The 17,540-nt window shown below is 44.3% G+C and carries 13 protein-coding genes and 8 tRNA genes; 14 read left to right on the top strand and 7 right to left on the bottom strand.

What is annotated here, in order from left to right:
• The first annotated feature begins 60 nt into the window (after positions 1-60).
• The 4 genes from L5M40_RS02750 to L5M40_RS02735 all read left to right on the top strand — a co-directional run bounded on the left by L5M40_RS02750 (position 61) and on the right by L5M40_RS02735 (position 2,581).
• Entirely contained in the window at positions 61-390 is a 330-nt protein-coding gene (locus L5M40_RS02750; RefSeq protein ID WP_028759630.1) for a YbaB/EbfC family nucleoid-associated protein, read from the top strand.
• A 12-nt stretch (positions 391-402) separates the two neighbouring features.
• Positions 403-1,002, top strand: coding sequence for a recombination mediator RecR (gene recR, locus L5M40_RS02745; RefSeq protein WP_028759631.1), 600 nt, complete (start codon positions 403-405; stop codon positions 1,000-1,002).
• A gap of 441 nt (positions 1,003-1,443) precedes the next feature.
• On the top strand, positions 1,444-1,935 hold the full coding sequence (locus tag L5M40_RS02740; RefSeq protein WP_028759632.1) for a GNAT family N-acetyltransferase: 492 nt from the start codon (positions 1,444-1,446) through the stop codon (positions 1,933-1,935).
• Positions 1,936-2,167: 232 nt separating this feature from the next.
• Positions 2,168-2,581 (top strand): hypothetical protein, encoded by a 414-nt coding sequence (locus L5M40_RS02735; RefSeq protein WP_263176584.1) that lies wholly within the window; start codon positions 2,168-2,170, stop codon positions 2,579-2,581.
• Between the two features lie 184 nt (positions 2,582-2,765).
• Here L5M40_RS02735 and L5M40_RS02730 read toward each other — a convergent pair.
• From L5M40_RS02730 to L5M40_RS02710, 5 genes are all read right to left on the bottom strand, one after another.
• A tRNA-Met gene (locus tag L5M40_RS02730) sits at positions 2,766-2,842 on the bottom strand.
• A gap of 145 nt (positions 2,843-2,987) precedes the next feature.
• A tRNA-Met gene (locus L5M40_RS02725) sits at positions 2,988-3,064 on the bottom strand.
• A gap of 145 nt (positions 3,065-3,209) precedes the next feature.
• A tRNA-Met gene (locus L5M40_RS02720) sits at positions 3,210-3,286 on the bottom strand.
• Between the two features lie 145 nt (positions 3,287-3,431).
• Positions 3,432-3,508: transfer RNA gene (locus tag L5M40_RS02715), tRNA-Met, on the bottom strand.
• A 41-nt stretch (positions 3,509-3,549) separates the two neighbouring features.
• Positions 3,550-3,626: transfer RNA gene (locus tag L5M40_RS02710), tRNA-Met, on the bottom strand.
• A gap of 257 nt (positions 3,627-3,883) precedes the next feature.
• Here L5M40_RS02710 and rlmKL point away from each other — a divergent pair.
• The 5 genes from rlmKL to rmf all read left to right on the top strand — a co-directional run bounded on the left by rlmKL (position 3,884) and on the right by rmf (position 10,412).
• Positions 3,884-6,013 carry a bifunctional 23S rRNA (guanine(2069)-N(7))-methyltransferase RlmK/23S rRNA (guanine(2445)-N(2))-methyltransferase RlmL gene (rlmKL, locus tag L5M40_RS02705; protein ID WP_263176582.1) on the top strand — a complete coding sequence of 710 codons (2,130 nt, stop codon included), beginning with the start codon at positions 3,884-3,886 and terminating at the stop codon, positions 6,011-6,013.
• Positions 6,006-6,260: a glutaredoxin family protein gene (locus L5M40_RS02700; RefSeq protein ID WP_113940891.1), complete on the top strand. Its 255-nt coding sequence runs from the start codon at positions 6,006-6,008 to the stop codon at positions 6,258-6,260. The genes rlmKL and L5M40_RS02700 overlap by 8 nt, the downstream gene beginning before the upstream one ends.
• Position 6,261: 1 nt before the next feature.
• Positions 6,262-8,187 carry an ABC transporter ATP-binding protein gene (locus tag L5M40_RS02695; protein ID WP_263176579.1) on the top strand — a complete coding sequence of 642 codons (1,926 nt, stop codon included), beginning with the start codon at positions 6,262-6,264 and terminating at the stop codon, positions 8,185-8,187.
• A 28-nt stretch (positions 8,188-8,215) separates the two neighbouring features.
• Complete coding sequence (locus L5M40_RS02690) at positions 8,216-10,048, top strand: DUF3466 family protein (RefSeq protein WP_263199673.1); 1,833 nt, start codon at positions 8,216-8,218, stop codon at positions 10,046-10,048.
• Between the two features lie 187 nt (positions 10,049-10,235).
• Complete coding sequence (gene rmf, locus L5M40_RS02685) at positions 10,236-10,412, top strand: ribosome modulation factor (RefSeq protein ID WP_006082074.1); 177 nt, start codon at positions 10,236-10,238, stop codon at positions 10,410-10,412.
• A 122-nt stretch (positions 10,413-10,534) separates the two neighbouring features.
• Here rmf and fabA read toward each other — a convergent pair whose 3' ends face one another.
• Both fabA and L5M40_RS02675 read right to left on the bottom strand, forming a co-directional pair.
• The gene (gene fabA / locus L5M40_RS02680; RefSeq protein WP_028759638.1) at positions 10,535-11,050 is read right to left on the bottom strand and encodes a bifunctional 3-hydroxydecanoyl-ACP dehydratase/trans-2-decenoyl-ACP isomerase; all 516 of its coding nucleotides are present in this window, start codon (positions 11,048-11,050) and stop codon (positions 10,535-10,537) included.
• A 74-nt stretch (positions 11,051-11,124) separates the two neighbouring features.
• Positions 11,125-12,858: an AAA family ATPase gene (locus L5M40_RS02675; RefSeq protein ID WP_105253105.1), complete on the bottom strand. Its 1,734-nt coding sequence runs from the start codon at positions 12,856-12,858 to the stop codon at positions 11,125-11,127.
• A gap of 221 nt (positions 12,859-13,079) precedes the next feature.
• Between L5M40_RS02675 and L5M40_RS02670 the strand changes: the two genes are divergently transcribed.
• From L5M40_RS02670 to uvrY, 5 genes are all read left to right on the top strand, one after another.
• Positions 13,080-13,170, top strand: a tRNA-Ser gene (locus L5M40_RS02670).
• Positions 13,171-13,715: 545 nt separating this feature from the next.
• Entirely contained in the window at positions 13,716-15,713 is a 1,998-nt protein-coding gene (locus L5M40_RS02665) for a methyl-accepting chemotaxis protein (protein ID WP_263176577.1), read from the top strand.
• A gap of 178 nt (positions 15,714-15,891) precedes the next feature.
• Positions 15,892-15,982, top strand: a tRNA-Ser gene (locus L5M40_RS02660).
• 285 nt (positions 15,983-16,267) lie between these two features.
• Positions 16,268-16,358 (top strand) — tRNA-Ser (locus L5M40_RS02655).
• Positions 16,359-16,836: 478 nt separating this feature from the next.
• Complete coding sequence (gene uvrY, locus L5M40_RS02650; RefSeq protein ID WP_006082070.1) at positions 16,837-17,481, top strand: UvrY/SirA/GacA family response regulator transcription factor; 645 nt, start codon at positions 16,837-16,839, stop codon at positions 17,479-17,481.
• Positions 17,482-17,540 lie beyond the last annotated feature (59 nt).

Below are 17,540 nucleotides of genomic sequence, written 5' to 3'. Positions count from 1 at the left end.
ATTTAAGTAAGATTAGCCGCGTTAATGCTTGCGACTAACCCTAATAGAAGAGAAATGACTATGTTTGGAAAAGGCGGTATGGGCAATTTGATGAAACAGGCCCAGATGATGCAAGAAAAAATGGCCAAAATGCAGGAAGAAATCGCCCGTATGGAAATGGTGGGGGAATCTGGTGCTGGTTTGGTGAAAGTGACTATGACAGGCGCGCACACAGTGCGTAAAGTCGAAATCGACCCAAGCCTGATGGAAGACGACAAAGAAATGCTGGAAGATTTGATTGCTGCGGCCTGTAATGACGCTGCTCGTCGAATCGAAGAAAACCAAAAAACTAAAATGGCCGAAGTCACTGGTGGTATGCAATTACCTCCAGGCATGAAAATGCCATTTTAATTGAGATAGCCGATGAAATTTAGTCCACTGTTAGATGAGTTAATTCAGTCCCTGCGTTGTTTACCTGGGGTTGGGCCTAAATCGGCGCAACGTATGGCGTTTCAGTTACTCGAGCGCGACAGAAAAGCAGGGCTTAAATTAGCCAGTGCGCTGTCCAGTGCGATGAGTGACGTCGGTCATTGTCAGTCTTGCCGAACCTACACTGAAGAAACCCTCTGTCCGATTTGTGCTAGCCATAAACGCGGAACCTCCTCCACCATTTGTGTGGTGGAAACGCCGGCTGATGTGTTAGCCATTGAAGCGGGTGGACATTTCACTGGCCGTTACTTTGTGCTTTTAGGCCATTTATCGCCCCTCGATGGTGTAGGGCCAGAAGAGTTAGGCTTAGCGTTACTCGAGCGCCATTTGGCATCGGGTGATGTCACCGAACTGATTTTAGCGACAAATCCAACAGTAGAAGGTGAGGCTACAGCGCATTTTATTGCCGATATGGCCAGACGTCACAAAGTGATGATAAGTCGCATTGCCCATGGCGTACCAGTGGGTGGCGAGTTGGAATACGTGGATAGTACTACGTTGGCGCTGTCCTTTAATGGTCGTTTACCACTTTAATTAAACAGTTTATATTAGAAACATACTATTGATTGTATTGGATTAATTGAAGGCTGAAGTATTCAACTCGATTATCACCTTAGTGCCAGAATATTATAAACCCGCCAAGATTTCATCTTGAGCGGGTTTTTATTTGTCCAGAGTTTCAACCTAGGTGTTGAGGCTGGGTTATGGAGACAGGGCGGTGGTTGATTCAATTCCTATATTGATTGATATCTATCTGTATAAAATCCATGTTTATCAATAGTTTTTTAAATTTCATACTTGTCTTATGTGAGCTTCATCCGTAAAGTCGGTTTAATAAAAATCGGGTTGAGTTGCTTAATCACAGTGATCCACAGTATGCCTAAGTCAATTCGTTGGGCTTAGACCTGTGTACTTAGTTCTGTGTACGTTGAATTGGCCACGTCTTTTTTATTTGAAAACCAGGGAGGGGACTCATTGGGAAATATTACGATTAGGCATGCAGAGAAGAGTGACGCTGCAGCCATTCAAGCAGTATATGCCTGTCCAAATGCCTATGCCGGTACCTTGCAATTACCTTTGCCATCGACCGATAAATGGGAGGCGCGTCTTGCTGCAACATCGAATCATGTTCATCGTTATGTCGCAGAGATTGAAGGTGAAATTGTCGGTGAGTTAGGTTTTGAAGTGTATGAGCAACCTCGCCGTAGGCATGTTGCCTCCTTTGGCATGGGTGTAAAAGACAGTTGGCAAGGCCGCGGTATAGGCAGTGCCTTGATTAACGCGATGCTTGAGCTTACCGATAAATGGATGAATATAAAACGAATTGAATTAACGGTTTATACCGATAATCATGCCGCAATTGGTCTATATAAAAAGTTTGGCTTTGTAATGGAAGGTGAGTCGAAAGATTTTGCTTTTAGAAATGGTGAGTTTGTCAGTGTGTATCATATGGCGCGGTTAAAATAACATGCTGATCTATATGCTATTTAAGCTGTTACTTAAGGCTCTCACTCTAAGAACGAACTTTAAATACGCACTCCAAGTACTAACTTTAAGAATTTGTTCTAAGCGCTCAATTTAAGAACTTACTTCAAGATCTCACTTTACGAACCGAGATCTTGGAATAGTATTAAGCGCTCATTTTCAGAGCTCGCTTTAGGTGTTAAGTGTATGTCTATCTCAACTTTTAAGGATAAAAATGGGACTCATTTTATTGCCGCTGCTGATACTTTGGTTGGGTGTCGGTATTTATGCCATACGTATCGGCTATCAAGTATTGGCTAGGGCTTCTCAATTAAGCTATGCACTCAGTATTTGTACTCTCGCTATAGTGGCATTACTGCTTTATCTCTATTTCGGTTTCGCTCAATTTAAGGAAAATAAAGAGTTGTGGGCGTTCGAAATCTCGATGTTTTTTGCCGCGAATAAGTTCGCTTTTGGCATCATGATTCTTGGTCTAATACTGCACTGGTTCGGTCAAGGTGTTCTCACTTCCGCTTATTTGAAACCTCTACCTTTCATCATGATTTTCACCGTTTCCTTTGGTGCCATGGCAGGAGTCATATTGTCCGACACTTTTATGGCGAAATTTGACATCCAAAAAATGTATTGATGTCAGCTGAACAGTTTAAATCTTATTTTGGACGCTGTTGTTATAGTGGATTTGACCTGATTGCTTTCATCGGTTGTTTATAGGTCGATGGTCTTCTGGTTAGGATTTTACAGAGGGTTATTATGAATTTTAGATACAAAAAAGCCAGCTTGTGCTGGTTATTTTTCTCTTTCATGAAGAGAAGTGGTTGCGGGAGCCGGATTTGAACCGACGACCTTCGGGTTATGAGCCCGACGAGCTACCATGCTGCTCCATCCCGCGTCCGATTGTTGCTGTTAATAACTGTTTTAATTCTGTCATTTGAGAATTGGTTGCGGGAGCCGGATTTGAACCGACGACCTTCGCCTGTTGTTTATAAGGAGTTGAGCCCGATAAGCTGTTTCTCGTTATAAGCACATATATAAAGTGGTTGCGGGAGCCGGATTTGAACCGACGACCTTCGGGTTATGAGCCCGACGAGCTACCATGCTGCTCCATCCCGCGTCCGATTATTGCTGTTAATAACTGTTTTAATTCTGTCATCTAAGAATTGGTTGCAGTAGCCGGATTTGAACTGATTACCTTCGCCTGTTGTTTATAAGGAGTTGAGCCCGATAAGCTGTTTCTCGTTATAAGCACATATAGAAAGTGGTTGCGGGAGCCGGATTTGAACCGACGACCTTCGGGTTATGAGCCCGACGAGCTACCATGCTGCTCCATCCCGCGTCCGATTGTTGCTGTTAATAACTATTTTAATTCTGTCATCTAAGAATTGGTTGCTGGAGTCGTATTTTAACTGACTACCTTCGCCTGTTGTTTATAAGGAGTTGAGCCCGATAAGCTGTTTCTCGTTATAAACACATATAGAAAGTGGTTGCGGGAGCCGGATTTGAACCGACGACCTTCGGGTTATGAGCCCGACGAGCTACCATGCTGCTCCATCCCGCGTCCGATATCTATCTGTATTACTTTACTATTTTGCTTTTAAATGGTTGCGGGAGCAGGATTTGAACCTACGACCTTCGGGTTATGAGCCCGACGAGCTACCATGCTGCTCCATCCCGCGTCCGTCTTCAAAGCGGGGCAGACTATAACGGCAGCGCCTTGGCATTGCAAGGACGAAGATCGAAAAAGGTGGTGAACGCTTAAATATAAAGCGGAGTGGGGGGCTTTCATACAATTTAAACATAAGTTAGGGATTTTTCGTTGATTATCTTAGGTCGAGGATGAGACTAAATGGGGTTTCGACTAATAACTGTTTATCTTTTATGTATTCGAGCAGGTATAATGTCGCTTTGATTTTGACTGCGTACTGATTATCCCATGCTTAATTTTTTTGCCGCCGCCCCTAAGGGCTTTGAATATAGCTTAGCCCAAGAGCTGACAGAATTTGGTGCGACTGAAGTAAAAGAGAGTGTTGCTGGTGTGTATTTCACTGCCCCCTTAGCTTTAGCGTATCGGATTACTTTATGGACACGCTTAGCCAGCCGTATCGTGTTGGTTATCTATAAAGGCAGCTGCGAGTCGGCAGAGCAACTTTATAATGCCGCCTATTGTGTCGATTGGCCGGCGCATTTTTCCAATAAAAGCACTTTTAGTATCGATTTTCATGGTACGGGTGGTTTTATCAATAATACTCAGTTCGGCGCCCTCAAGATTAAAGACGCGGTTGTGGATAGATTCCGGGACGATGACGTTGAGCGCCCAAATGTGTCACGCGTCGATGCTGACTTTAAAGTTGATGCCCATTTTCGTAATGGCGTAATCACGATTGCGATGAACTTCTCTGGTCCATCATTGCATCAACGTGGCTATCGTTCTACTACTGGTGAAGCGCCACTGAAGGAAAACTTAGCCGCCAACATGTTAGTACGCAGTGGCTGGCAAGCGGCGCCTTCGACCTTGCTCGATCCTTTCTGTGGTAGCGGTACTGTGTTGATCGAAGCGGCTTTAATGGCGGCCGATATTGCGCCTGGTCTGCAGCGTAGCCGTTTTGGGTTTGAACATTGGCGTCGTCATGATAAAGCTGTGTGGCAAGAAATCGTTGAAGAAGCGAAAGCGCGTGCCTCATTAGGCGTGAAACGTTGTGAGATTAAATTCTACGGCTCAGATATCGATTCGCGCTTAGTCGCGTTAGCCAAACGTAACGCCGAAAATGCCGGTGTACTCGAGTTAATTGAGTTTCAAGTTGCAGATGCGTTGACGATAACGCCGCCTGCAGAAAGTGGCTATTTGATCACTAATCCACCTTATGGTGAACGTTTAGGCAATGTGTCTGAGTTATTGCAGCTTTACTATCAGCTAGGCGACAAGTTTAAGAAAGAGTTTGGCGGCTGGAAAGTGGCCATGCTGTGTAGTGATATCGAGCTGGTATCATCACTTAAGCTTAAAGCCGACAAACAGATGAAGATGTTCAACGGTGCCCTAGAATGTGCCTTTAACATTTATACCTTGCATGCGACCAGTACGCGTCGTGATACGCCAGTGCTGCCAGACGGCGTCGACATTGCCGATATCGCCCCTGCATTTGCTAACCGCATTAAGAAAAATGCCAAGTTATTAGAGAAATGGGCCAAGAAAGAAGGCATCGACAGCTATCGTATTTATGATGCCGACATTCCTGAATATAACGTCGCAGTAGATAAGTATTTAGATTACGTGATTATTCAAGAATATATGGCGCCAGCAACTATACCTGAAGCCGTAACCAAGCGTCGTTTAAGCGATGTTTTGTTAGCACTGCCGTCGGCCATTGGTATCAATCCGAACAAGATGATCATGAAGACGCGTGAGCGTCAAAAGGGTACGAGTCAATATCAAAAGTTGGATGAGCGTAAGTTAGAGCTTATCACCACTGAATATGGTGCTAAGTTCAAACTGAACTTAACTGGTTATTTGGATACAGGTTTATTCCTTGACCACAGATTGACACGCCGTTTAGTCGGTCAAAAATCTAAGGGACGCCGTGTACTTAACCTGTTTTCTTACACAGGTTCTGCTTCTGTGCATGCGGCGCTTGGTGGGGCTAAATCGGTGACGACGGTGGATATGTCAAATACCTATATTGCTTGGGCGAAGGACAACTTTGCACTCAATGGACTGCAAGGTAAGCAGTATGAGTTTGTTCAATCTGACTGCATGCAGTGGATCCGTGATTGCCGTGAACAGTACGATCTGATTTTTATCGATCCGCCGACCTTCTCAAATTCTAAGCGTATGGAAGATTCATTCGATGTGCAGAGAGACCATGTGAACTTACTGGCATCCTTAGTGAAACTGCTCAGCCCAACGGGTGAACTAGTGTTCTCTAACAATAAACGTAAGTTTAAGATGGACATAGAGGCGCTGACGAAGATGAGCATTAATGTGAAGAACATTGATGACGTGACTTTGCCTATGGACTACAAACGTAATCCACATATCCATAATACCTGGCTTATCACCCATGCCTGAGTTGACTCAAGCAGAATTAGATAACAGGCATTATCTGCTATATCACACAGAGGGATGTCATCTGTGTGAACTGGCCGCAGCCTTATTGGCAGCGGCTGACATTGGCTATCGGGCCATAGATATTTGTGACGATGAATACCTCGCGCAGCGTTATGGCGTATCGATCCCTGTGCTTAAAGCTTGGGATGGTAGAGAATTACATTGGCCATTTAACGCAACGCAATTACAAGAGTTTACAGGAGCTTAGTTTGAGTCTGGTTCGTATCAATAGTGGCTCTTTAGCCTATGGTTACACTCCGTTGTTACAAAAAGCGGATTTTACTATTCAACGCGGCGAGCGCGTGTGTATTGTTGGCCGTAATGGTGCTGGCAAGTCGAGTTTATTAAAAGTGTTATCTGGTGATGTACTGCTGGATGAAGGCGAATTCAACATCGCTGGTAATGTGACCGTTAGCCGTCTACAACAAGATCCGCCAAAGGCTGAGCAAGGCACGGTATACGCTTATATTGCTGCGGGATTAAAGGAAGTGGGTGAGGCGCTTGAGCGTTATCATCAACTGTCCCACGATGTGGCCCATGCCGATCCAGAGCAAATGGATCGTATGCTAAATGAGATGCAAGGTCTGCAAGAAACCTTAGACCACTATAATGGATGGCAGTTAGATTCTCGCATCCAACAAAACTGCGAGTTGTTAGGTCTCGATCCTGACAAATCCTTGAGCGAGTTATCGGGTGGTTGGCAGCGTAAAGTGGCGTTAGCCAGAGCACTGGTGAGCGAGCCAGATCTGTTGTTACTTGATGAACCGACCAACCATTTAGACATAGACACTATCGAGTGGCTTGAAAAGTTTTTACTAGATTATCAAGGCGCTATCGTCTTTATCAGCCACGATAGGGGCTTTATTGCCCGTATGGCGACGCGGATTGTCGATTTAGACCGTGGTGTGGTGACCTCATGGCCGGGCAACTATCAAATGTATCTTGATGGTAAGCAAGAATGGTTGCGCGTCGAAGCCGAGAAAAATGCCTTGTTTGACAAGCGTCTCGCTGATGAAGAAGTGTGGATCCGTCAAGGCGTTAAAGCTAGACGTACCCGTAACGAAGGTCGAGTTCGCGCACTGAAGGCTTTACGTGAAGAGCGAAGTGAACGTCTGAATCGTCAAGGCAATGCTAAAATGGCAGTATCGGATACTGAACGTTCTGGTAAGTTAGTGTTTGATGTGACCGATCTTAACTTCAATCTGCCCGATAAAAATCTGGTTAAAAACTTTAATACAACGGTTATCCGCGGTGACCGTATTGCGCTGATTGGGCCAAACGGTTGTGGTAAATCAACCTTGATCAAGCTGTTAATCGAGAAGCTGCAACCGCAATCGGGCGAAATTAAAGTCGGTACTAAGCTCGAAATCGCTTATTTCGACCAATATCGTGAAGCGTTAGATCCTGAGCAAACCGTTGAAGATAACGTTGGTGAAGGTAAAAAGACCATCACGATCAATGGTCAAGACCGCCACATTTTAAGTTATTTGCAGGACTTCTTGTTCTCGCCTATGCGTGCCAGAACGCCAGTGAAAGCGCTGTCGGGTGGTGAGAAGAACCGTTTGTTATTGGCTAAGTTATTAATTCGCCCAGCAAACTTAATCATTCTCGATGAGCCAACTAACGATCTTGATATTGAGACCTTAGAATTGCTAGAGTCGTTGCTCACTGAATACCAAGGTACGTTGTTGCTAGTGAGCCATGATAGGGCATTTATCGACAATACTGTGACCAGTAGCTGGTGGTATGCGGGTAATGGCCATTGGAGCGAGTATGTAGGTGGTTATCAAGATGCCGTGAACCAAGGGGCAAAGTTTTATTCTGAGGAACCTAGTTCACAAAAGGTGGTCGAAGCTCCTGCGGTTGAAACTAAACCCGTTGAAGTTAAAACTGCAGAACCTGTGAAAGCGGTAAAAAAACTGTCGTATAAGCTACAGCGTGAGTTAGAGTCGCTACCTAATGTGATGGAGCAATTGGAGGCAGAAATTCTCGCATTGCAGACCACTATTGGACATTCAGACTTTTATAGTCAGGCGCAGGATAAAGTCAATCAGGTATTGAGTCAGTTGGCTGATAAAGAAAAGCAATTGGAAGTTTGCTTCGAGCGTTGGGAAGAGCTTGAGTCACTGAAGTAAACCAATAATAAAAATGGGAATAGAATTAATGAAGTCAAAGTTGGATAAAGCCCTTTCCTTGGTTGCCTTAGGTGTCCTTGGTGTATTAAACAGTGCCCATGCTGCACCTGTCTACGAAATCGTTAACATCGATAATTATGACCTGCAGGGCACGCTTGAAGGCACTCGTAACGGTTATGCTTTAGGTGTGAATGCCAATGATGAATTAGTCGGTATTTCAAAGGGTAAGAAAAAACTTAGCAGTTCAGATGTCGAAGGCGGCGTGATTGATGTTGCCGATGGTATCGCACCGGAAGAAACCATTACTTATTCTATTACCGCTGCCATTGTTGCAAATAACTTTGCTTTTATTGCTGCAGAAAATGGTGCAGCTGGGGCTTGGTTACCGACATTCGACAGCATTAATGGTACTACACCGCCAAATGATACTGCTGTGATTAACTCTGTTGATACCTTTTATTACGGTATTAATGATGCCGGTATTAAAGTGGGCAGCATGACTGCGCCTGAAAAGAAAACAGAGAACACTGCAACTACTGATGTTACCGATGATTATTGGTATTACCGCGACTATGAGTTCCGCGGTGTTGTAAAAGTGGGGAGCACTGAAATTCCATTAGTTCCTCCCTACACGCAATTTGTTAATGCTGATAAGACTAAAACCGCAGAGTTAGGTGGATGGTCTGCTGCTACAGCTATTAATAATAATAACTTAGTGGCTGGTTATGCCAGTACTGCTATCAGTAAATATGGTAGTGATCGTGTTAATTATTGTTTAGGCTCGGATAACACTTTGCCATTGGATGTTTGTGTACAACGTGAGCAATATCCGAACTCTACGGGTACGCGTAACATTCAGTACCAGACGCGTGCCTATGTATGGCAAATCGACAATAATATCGCTACGGGAATTGAGTTGCCTTTAGGGTTAACGCCTAAAGCTGATAACACCTTAACCTTTACTGCTCAGGCGCTCGGCGTGAATGATAACGGCGTGGTTGTTGGTCGTTCGCACGTTTATCGTAACAACAATACAGATAAGTTGCACCAAGATGCGGCTTATTGGGCTAAGGATGCCGAAGGTAATTATAAATACCACTGGATCCCAATGGGCGAATCGATTTCAAGTTCCATTGCCTATGACATCAATGATAGTGGTATTCTTGTCGGTAGTTATCGTAGCTATATTCAAGGTTATTTACGCGACAAGTTTTTCTATTTTGATACTAATACACCCGATGTTGGCTATGTAACCCCTAATGATTTTGCCTCAACGGCAACGGATCTTTCGAGTAAACCCAAGGATATTAACAATAAAGGTCAAGTAGTTGGTTACGTTGAAACGACTTACGATAAAGAGAAGCCACGCCCCAAAGCGGGTTTCCTGTATGAGAAGTCGACGGGTGAGTTTAGCAATATCAATAAATTGCTGACCTGCGAGTCTAAGGGGTATGAAAAATCAAACGATGGTAGCTGGGCACGTCATCAGGTCGAAGTTCAGGATGGCTCGGGTAAAATTCTTCAATATAACGCTGATATTTTAGTGGTTGAAGGTACGAGTATCAATGAAGATGGCACTATCGTAGGTACGGCTTTTATTCGTAAACCTTCTTATCAATTTGATAAAGATGGCAACATAGTTATTGGTGAAAATGGCTTACCGCTATTTGAGCTGAGTGGTAGTGGCGAGCCTGTAACGGCTTATGTTCCACGTATGGTTGTACTTAAACCGGCTACCAGTGGTGAAGCTTGTACTGTTGAAGATAGTACCGATACCGGTAATTTTGAGCGTTCTGGTGCGGCAACGTTAGCTTGGTTATTTGCCTTGCCATTGGTGTGGTTCCGTCGTCGAATTCGTTAAGTTTTAAGCTTCAATTCAGACTAAAAAAATCGAGGCGAAATGCCTCGATTTTTTTTCGCTAAGATCTCAATAGTTTAATAAATAGTCAGTATAATAGCCGATTTTTTGATTGATCTTGGCGTCAAAAAGCACTATTTCTATGGGTGAAGCTTTTGCTTCTATTTTATGTAGAACAGAGGACGCTTGCATGAAAAGACAAAAACGAGATCGTTTAGACAGAGCTTTTTCAAAAGGATTCCAAGCTGGGGTTGGTGGACGCTCTAAGGAGCTCTGTCCATATGCAAATCTTGATTCGCGATCGCAGTGGTTAGGCGGTTGGCGTGAAGGTGTGGATGGCCGAGTTAATGGGCTATTTAATAAATAATTGAGTTTTACTCATTAATTAAATAGCCCAGAACAAGCAAAGTAATGCAGCATATTGCCCTCAGATGAGGGCATTTTTATATCTGCAGTACTGATATCTTCAGTGTATTGGAGTAAGACTGATCAGAATGTAGACGTATCGCTAAAGACACCGACTTTAAGATCGGTTGCACTGTAGATTTGACGGCCATCAACTTCAAGGATTGCATCGGCAATACCCATCACCAGTTTACGGTGAATAGTACGCTTGATATTGAGTTTATAAGTGACTTTCTTAGCGCCTGGTAATACTTGACCAGTAAACTTTACTTCACCTACACCCAGAGCACGCCCTTTGCCTTCTGCGCCTTCCCAGCCTAAATAGAAGCCAACGAGTTGCCACATGGCATCAAGCCCTAAACAGCCAGGCATTACCGGGTCGGTAATAAAGTGGCAGTCAAAAAACCATAAGTCTGGATTAATATCGAGTTCAGCGACAATTTCACCTTTGCCAAACTCACCGCCATTATCATTGATAGTAACGATTCTATCTATCATCAGCATGTTATCGACAGGCAGACGAGGTGAGTTTGGACCAAATAATTTCCCATGGCCACAGGCGATGAGTTCTTCTTTATTGAAACTGTTTGCTTTGTTCATTGTTTTACTACTCCAGCAATAAGAGCCGCCAAGATTAGCGAACACGTGTAAGCTAAACAACTCCGATCAGCTAATTAGCGGCGAAAAAATCCCAATTTTGCGAGTAATCTCGTGATTATGCCGATTTCCTCCTCGCCATTTCCTGCGAGCTTGTCTAATCGTTCCTGCACAAGGCCGTATAATGAATCATGTGGAAAATCATTATCTTCATCGGCTACACCCGCAGGCATTTGCATTAATAGCTCAACAGCTTGGTCCATATGCTCGATTGCATAGAGGTGAAATAAGCCTTTGCCTACAGCTGTAATCACTTTGGGATTGAGGTTAAGCTGTAACACGTTCGACTTGGGCATAATAACGCCTTGTTCTCCCGTGAGACCACGACGTTCACACAGATTAAAAAAGCCTTCAATTTTCTCGTTGATGCCACCAATCGCTTGCACATTACCAAATTGATCCAATGCACCAGTTATTGCCAGTGACTGAATAATGGGTTGTTCGGCAATCGCTGACATCAAACAGCAGTATTCGGCGAGTGATGCACTATCACCATCAATTTCTTGATAGGATTGCTCGAAAACGATATTGGCATTTAGGTGTAATGGTGCATCTCGCCCAAAGATACGGTACAAGCAGGCAGAAAGGATCATCATTCCTTTGGCATGTATATTGCCACCAAGTTCAGATTTTCTTTCGATATCGGCGACTTCACCATCACCATAGTGAACAGATGCCGTGATCCGCGCAGGCTCACCATAACTGTAATCGATGGCATCAATGACAGTTAAGCCATTGATCTGACCTACCATAGCACCCGAAGTTGGCAGATTTATGAAGTTGTCATCGAAGCTTTGACCTGAATACTCTTCCGAGCTGTTATGACGATAGTTGGCTTGGGCTAACGCGAGCTCAATACTGCTCGCATTGATACTCGGTTTACCACAATAGGCTTTAGCTTGCACCATCAGTTGGGCAAACTCGAGCATAGACAAACTGAGGCGGCGCTGATGTTCGGTTAACCGTGCACTATAACGAAAAAGTGGCGCTAGGCTTGATTGTTCTAGAGTGACCTCGACACTTTGTGCAACCGCTTGCAACCATGCGACGTATTGTGACTCTGTATAACGGACCAAGTCGATTTCGCTAGCGAGTTCTGCTAGTAGGGTAAAGTGACGTTGAAATTGCCAATCTTCAGTTCTGACTTGGCTATAAATCATTCCTGCACCGATAAGGACAATTTTACAATTGAGCGGGATAGGACTTAAGTTATTGCTAATCTGATACGCTTTATGGGTGAGGATTTGCATCACTAATTCCCATAAACCTTCACGTTTCCACAGTGACTCGGCGCAAATAAATACATAATGACATTCGGCCAGAGCACCAGCTTGATATTGACTTGTTGTTCCTGTTTGTGCCATACGGCCAATGAGGTCTACACGGCGAATATTACCACTGAGGTAGCGATAGCGAGTGGTTTTTTCGGCAATACTGATCTGATTTTCTAGTGGTTTCTCTGATTGCCACTGAAATGTTGCCGCTTTGTCAGTCGGGCGTGTTGCCACTAAATAAGCTGGAGATAACGGCGCTAGGCTATCAATACAGGCTTGGATCATTAATTGGCGGTCAATGCTCGGGAAATCAGCCAGATACAAGTGCTGATCGACAATAGCTTGGTGGAGTTTAAACGCATCCACAGCACGCTCTTGTCCTAAGAGTAATGCGCTTAGATTGTCAGCCGTTTCGGGAAGGGTTGGCAGGCTAAATTCAGGTGCGAGTGAAGACGTGGGTATCAAGAGTGAATTCATATAAGCATTTACCGTGAAAAGTTGCAGTGATTTTACCATACCAAGACGACAAGTCTCTCACTGTATAGGTGTTTTTACCTCTGTTTACTCGATTATTCCTTGAAACTGGGCATGTATTTGTTGTAAAAAACATCGGGGTGAACATAAGTTGAGCATTTGACTCGATATTTAAAAATTGAGGTTTACAAGTTAGCGGTATACTTATATTATTTTCGGCGTTCGGAGGGGTGGCAGAGTGGTTTAATGCACCGGTCTTGAAAACCGGCGTGGGTTTATAGCCCACCCAGGGTTCAAATCCCTGCTCCTCCGCCATATTTAGTCAAAAAGCCGCTAAGCAATTAGCGGCTTTTTGCATTTATACAGTTTGAACCCTTGGGTTCCTGATTTGAAGCGCAGCTCCTGCGCCATATTTACGAGAAAGGCAATCAGTAATGATGGCCTTTTTTGTTTGTGCAATTTGAACCAAGGTTCCTCATTCTAAGTTCAGCTCCTCCGCCATATTTAGTCAAAATGCCGCTAAGCAATTAGCGGCGTTTTGCATTTGTGCTATTTCCGCTCTTGGGTTTTGACCTTAAACGTGGCGTCAGTGCCATGCTTTAGGGAAAGACTATCTGTCATGATTGTTCATTGTGTTAACCTAGATTCTTCATTCTGATATCAGTGACGGCTACTGATTAATGGGCTTTTTTATCCGCGCTTCTCGTTTATGGTCTACACTAAGTTTGTGGCCAAGTTAATGGTTTTTATGGCCTTTAAAATTTGCACTAGGATGGTGCGACGTATGATTCTCGACAGTCTTGGACCATACGGCCGAACAATTCTCCCATCTGGGTGACTTATTTTAAGTAGAGAAAGCTATGTTGTTACCTACACGTATTTCGCAGCGGCTCACAATGGGCAGTGTAGTGCTGCTTCTACTCACCGGGCTCGCGGTTTTTGGTGTGATGTCACTTCGAGGGCAGCCTCGAGTGGTGGCGGCGAGTCAAGAGTTAATTGAGCAAACGGGGAGCAGTATCGTAAGGCAACTCGCACTTAAGTTGGCAAGCATTGAGGGGATTACTTTAAGCCTTGCACACCTCGCCGAAGTGTTGCCCCATGAGCAAGCTCTTTATCTTAACTCCTTACCTAATTTGATTGATAACAATGGCGATCTCACTATTGCTGGGGGCGGGATCTGGCCTGAGCCAGATAAATTCGTCGCTGGGAGTGTCCGCCACAGTTTTTTCTGGGCCCGTGGTAGCGATAATCTACTGGCTTATTCGGATGACTATAATGCGCCATCTGGCCCTGGGTATCATAATGATCCTTGGTATACGGGCGCGCGGACTAGCTCAGTATCTCAATGTTTATGGTCAGAGGCTTATCAAGATCCAGTCACAAAGGTGGCGATGGTGACATGCAGTGTGCCATATCGTCTCTCGGGGACATTTGCAGGGGTCGCAACGATAGATTTAAAACTTGATGATTTAGCTAAATTTTTAACAGAACATGGCAATGTGACTGACGGTTATGCTTTTGCTTTAGACCAAGCAGGTAATATCTTACATTTTCCTGAAACGAATAAGTCCGACACTTTGTTACGTTTTACGGATCTCGTCGGGCAGTTACCTTGGCTTGCCCCCGTTGAAACTGCACTTAAGCAAACCTCAATCAACAAAGTGGTGTCTGTAAGCTTAAATAAGGATGGAAGACTTAATCAGGCGAGTGAGGTGAGTCTTTTTGTGATGCCTGATACCGGATGGGTGATTGGCCTTGTGACGCCTAAAACGCGAGTCACAGGGCTTGCCCGTGAGCTAACATTTGATATTTTATTGTTTTTATTACCATTACTCGCCATTTTACTTTCTCTGGCTTGGTTATCGGGTAAAAAACTGTTGGCGCAACTTGAGGAAACCACAGATCAAATTGCTTCCCTTGGGAGCGGTAGTTTGGGGGCGAATGTTGAACTGCAAATTCAGCGGGATGATGAGATTGGTGCTTTGCGCCGAGCCGTAAACACCTATGCAGGGACGTTAAGGGCAATGTTAGCTCTGATCACTCAAGAAGCGAAGAAAATTCAATTTGAGGCAACGCAATTAAGCGGACTTAGCCGTAAGTTAGCTCAGCGCGCAGAGCAACAGCGGCTGGAGAGTGCACAATTAGCCGCTGCGATAACGCAAATGTCTTCAAGCGCTATGGAAGTTGCGAATAATACCAATGATTGTGCTGCAACTGCGCAATCGTCTTTGATTGTAGTGCGAGAAGGGCAAACTCGTGTTGCAGCCAGCAATACTTCCATCGAGGCATTATCAGGAGAAATAGCCAACGCAACTAAGGTGATATCCCAATTGGCCCAAGACAGCCAAAAGGTGGGCGCTGTATTAGATGTGATTAAGGCGATTTCTGAGCAGACTAATTTGCTCGCTCTCAATGCGGCAATTGAGGCGGCTAGAGCGGGCGATCAGGGTCGTGGTTTTGCAGTCGTTGCTGATGAAGTTCGAACCCTTGCGGGGCGAACTCAAGATTCGGCCAATGAAATTAGTACCATGATTAACGCTTTGCAATCGGCTTCGCGGCTCGCTGTGCAAGCAATGCAAGCTGGGGAGTCCCGCACTGTCCATGCGGTTGCGGAGGCTGAGGGCGCTGCCGATTCTCTATCGAGTACCGTACAAAGTTTCGATGATATTTCACAGCGTGCCCAACAAATCGCGTTAGCTGCTCAGCAGCAAAGCCAAGTCACTCAAGAGATTAATGAGTTGGCAGTGCGAATAAATAGCATTAGTGAAGATAACTCCCTCGATGCAACGGCGCTTGATGTGTTAAGCCTTGAGATGCAGAAACTATCTGACCGTTTAATCAATATCAATCGAGCTTAGTCTTAATATAGTGTGAAGTGTGCCACCTTAAAATGGCACTTCACCTGACAAGGGGGTCAAAGATAAGTTGAATAACGCGATATTTTTAAGCGGATTGGATGTAGATTGACCATGTAGATTGCTTCTTTAAATTAAGGGTTTACAGCAGAGTAGTTGATAGCTATTATCTCGCTCGTTCGGAGGGGTGGCAGAGTGGTTTAATGCACCGGTCTTGAAAACCGGCGTGGGTTTATAGCCCACCCAGGGTTCAAATCCCTGCTCCTCCGCCATATTTAGTCAAAATGCCGCTAAGCAATTAGCGGCATTTTGCATTCATATAGTTTGAACCCTTGGGTTCCTGATTTGAATTGCAGCTTCTGTGCCATATTCACGGGAAAGGCCATCTGCAATGATGGCCTTTCTTGTTTGTGCAATTTTCATTTCAGTTTTCTCATCCTAAGCCCTTTGTTGTTCACGGCTTTCGATTTAAGTGAATATGAAATAGTCAATCAACGCTATTAACCATAAATTTAAGTTTACAGTGGCGACAGAGATAGCTATTATCTCGCTCGTTCGGAGGGGTGGCAGAGTGGTTTAATGCACCGGTCTTGAAAACCGGCGTGGGTTTATAGCCCACCCAGGGTTCAAATCCCTGCTCCTCCGCCATATTTTACAAAAAAGGCCATGTTTATTCATGGCCTTTTTTGTGTGTGAAATTTGAACTAGGGTTCTTCATTCTAAGCGTAGCTCCTACGCTTTTTTGCATTTAAGCTATTTAAAAACCTTAGGTTCCTGATTCTAAGCGTATCTCTTCTGCTATTTTCACGTGAAAGGCTATCAGTAATGATGGCCTTTTGTTTTTCTTGAACTGAAAAATTGCCTATATTTGCTGGATATTTTGATATCGATTTAACAGGGATTTTAGGCTGGTCATTCTGGGGTTATTGCTTCGTTTTTAAACGCTTTTTATTGGTATGCTATTCTGGAATCCTTCCTTTAAATATCATCTAGTTAACAATGTTGAATTTATGCTTTGCGAAATGGGGTTGTTGGGCTAAATTAGCCCTATGAACTCGTTATCCGTTTGCCATGTTGCTTTTTCTAACACACGGATCGAGCTGTAAATTGTAAAAGGTGGGTTAAGTTGATTTCGATATATTTGGTTGACGATCATGAGCTTGTGAGAACTGGTATCCGCCGCATCTTGGAAGATGAACGTGGGATCAAAGTCGTGGGCGAAGCCCCTGATGGTGAGACTGCGGTGCAGTGGGCTCGCCAAAATGAAGCGGATGTGATCTTAATGGATATGAATATGCCTGGGATGGGCGGATTGGAAGCCACTCGAAAAATTTTACGATATCAACCCCATGCAAAAATTATTGTATTAACTGTACACACGGAAGATCCGTTCCCAAGTAAGGTGATGCAGGCTGGCGCTTCGGGCTATTTAACAAAAGGAGCGACGCCACCAGAAGTATTGCAAGCGATACGTCAGGTCTCTCGCGGACAACGCTATTTGTCCCCAGAAATTGCCCAACAGATGGCGCTGAGTCAGTTTAATCCTGCCGATGAAAACCCGTTTAAGTCTTTGTCCGAGCGTGAGTTACAGATCATGTTGATGATCACCAATGGCGAGAAGGTTAACGATATTTCTGAGCAACTGAACTTAAGTCCTAAAACCGTTAACAGTTACCGTTATCGTTTATTTGCTAAGCTGGGGATCAGTGGTGATGTCGAACTAACGCGGTTAGCTATTCGCTATAAGATGTTGGATGCTGGCCATTTTTAATGGAAAGTGGATTGCGTTGGTCGATGACTTTAATCTAGCGAGTTCTTGGGTTATATGTT

Source organism: Shewanella sp. SM68, assembly GCF_025653925.1.
Lineage (GTDB): Bacteria > Pseudomonadota > Gammaproteobacteria > Enterobacterales > Shewanellaceae > Shewanella > Shewanella oncorhynchi.
Note: the sequence above shows the minus strand (reverse complement) of the source record. Positions and strands in the feature narration are given on the sequence as shown.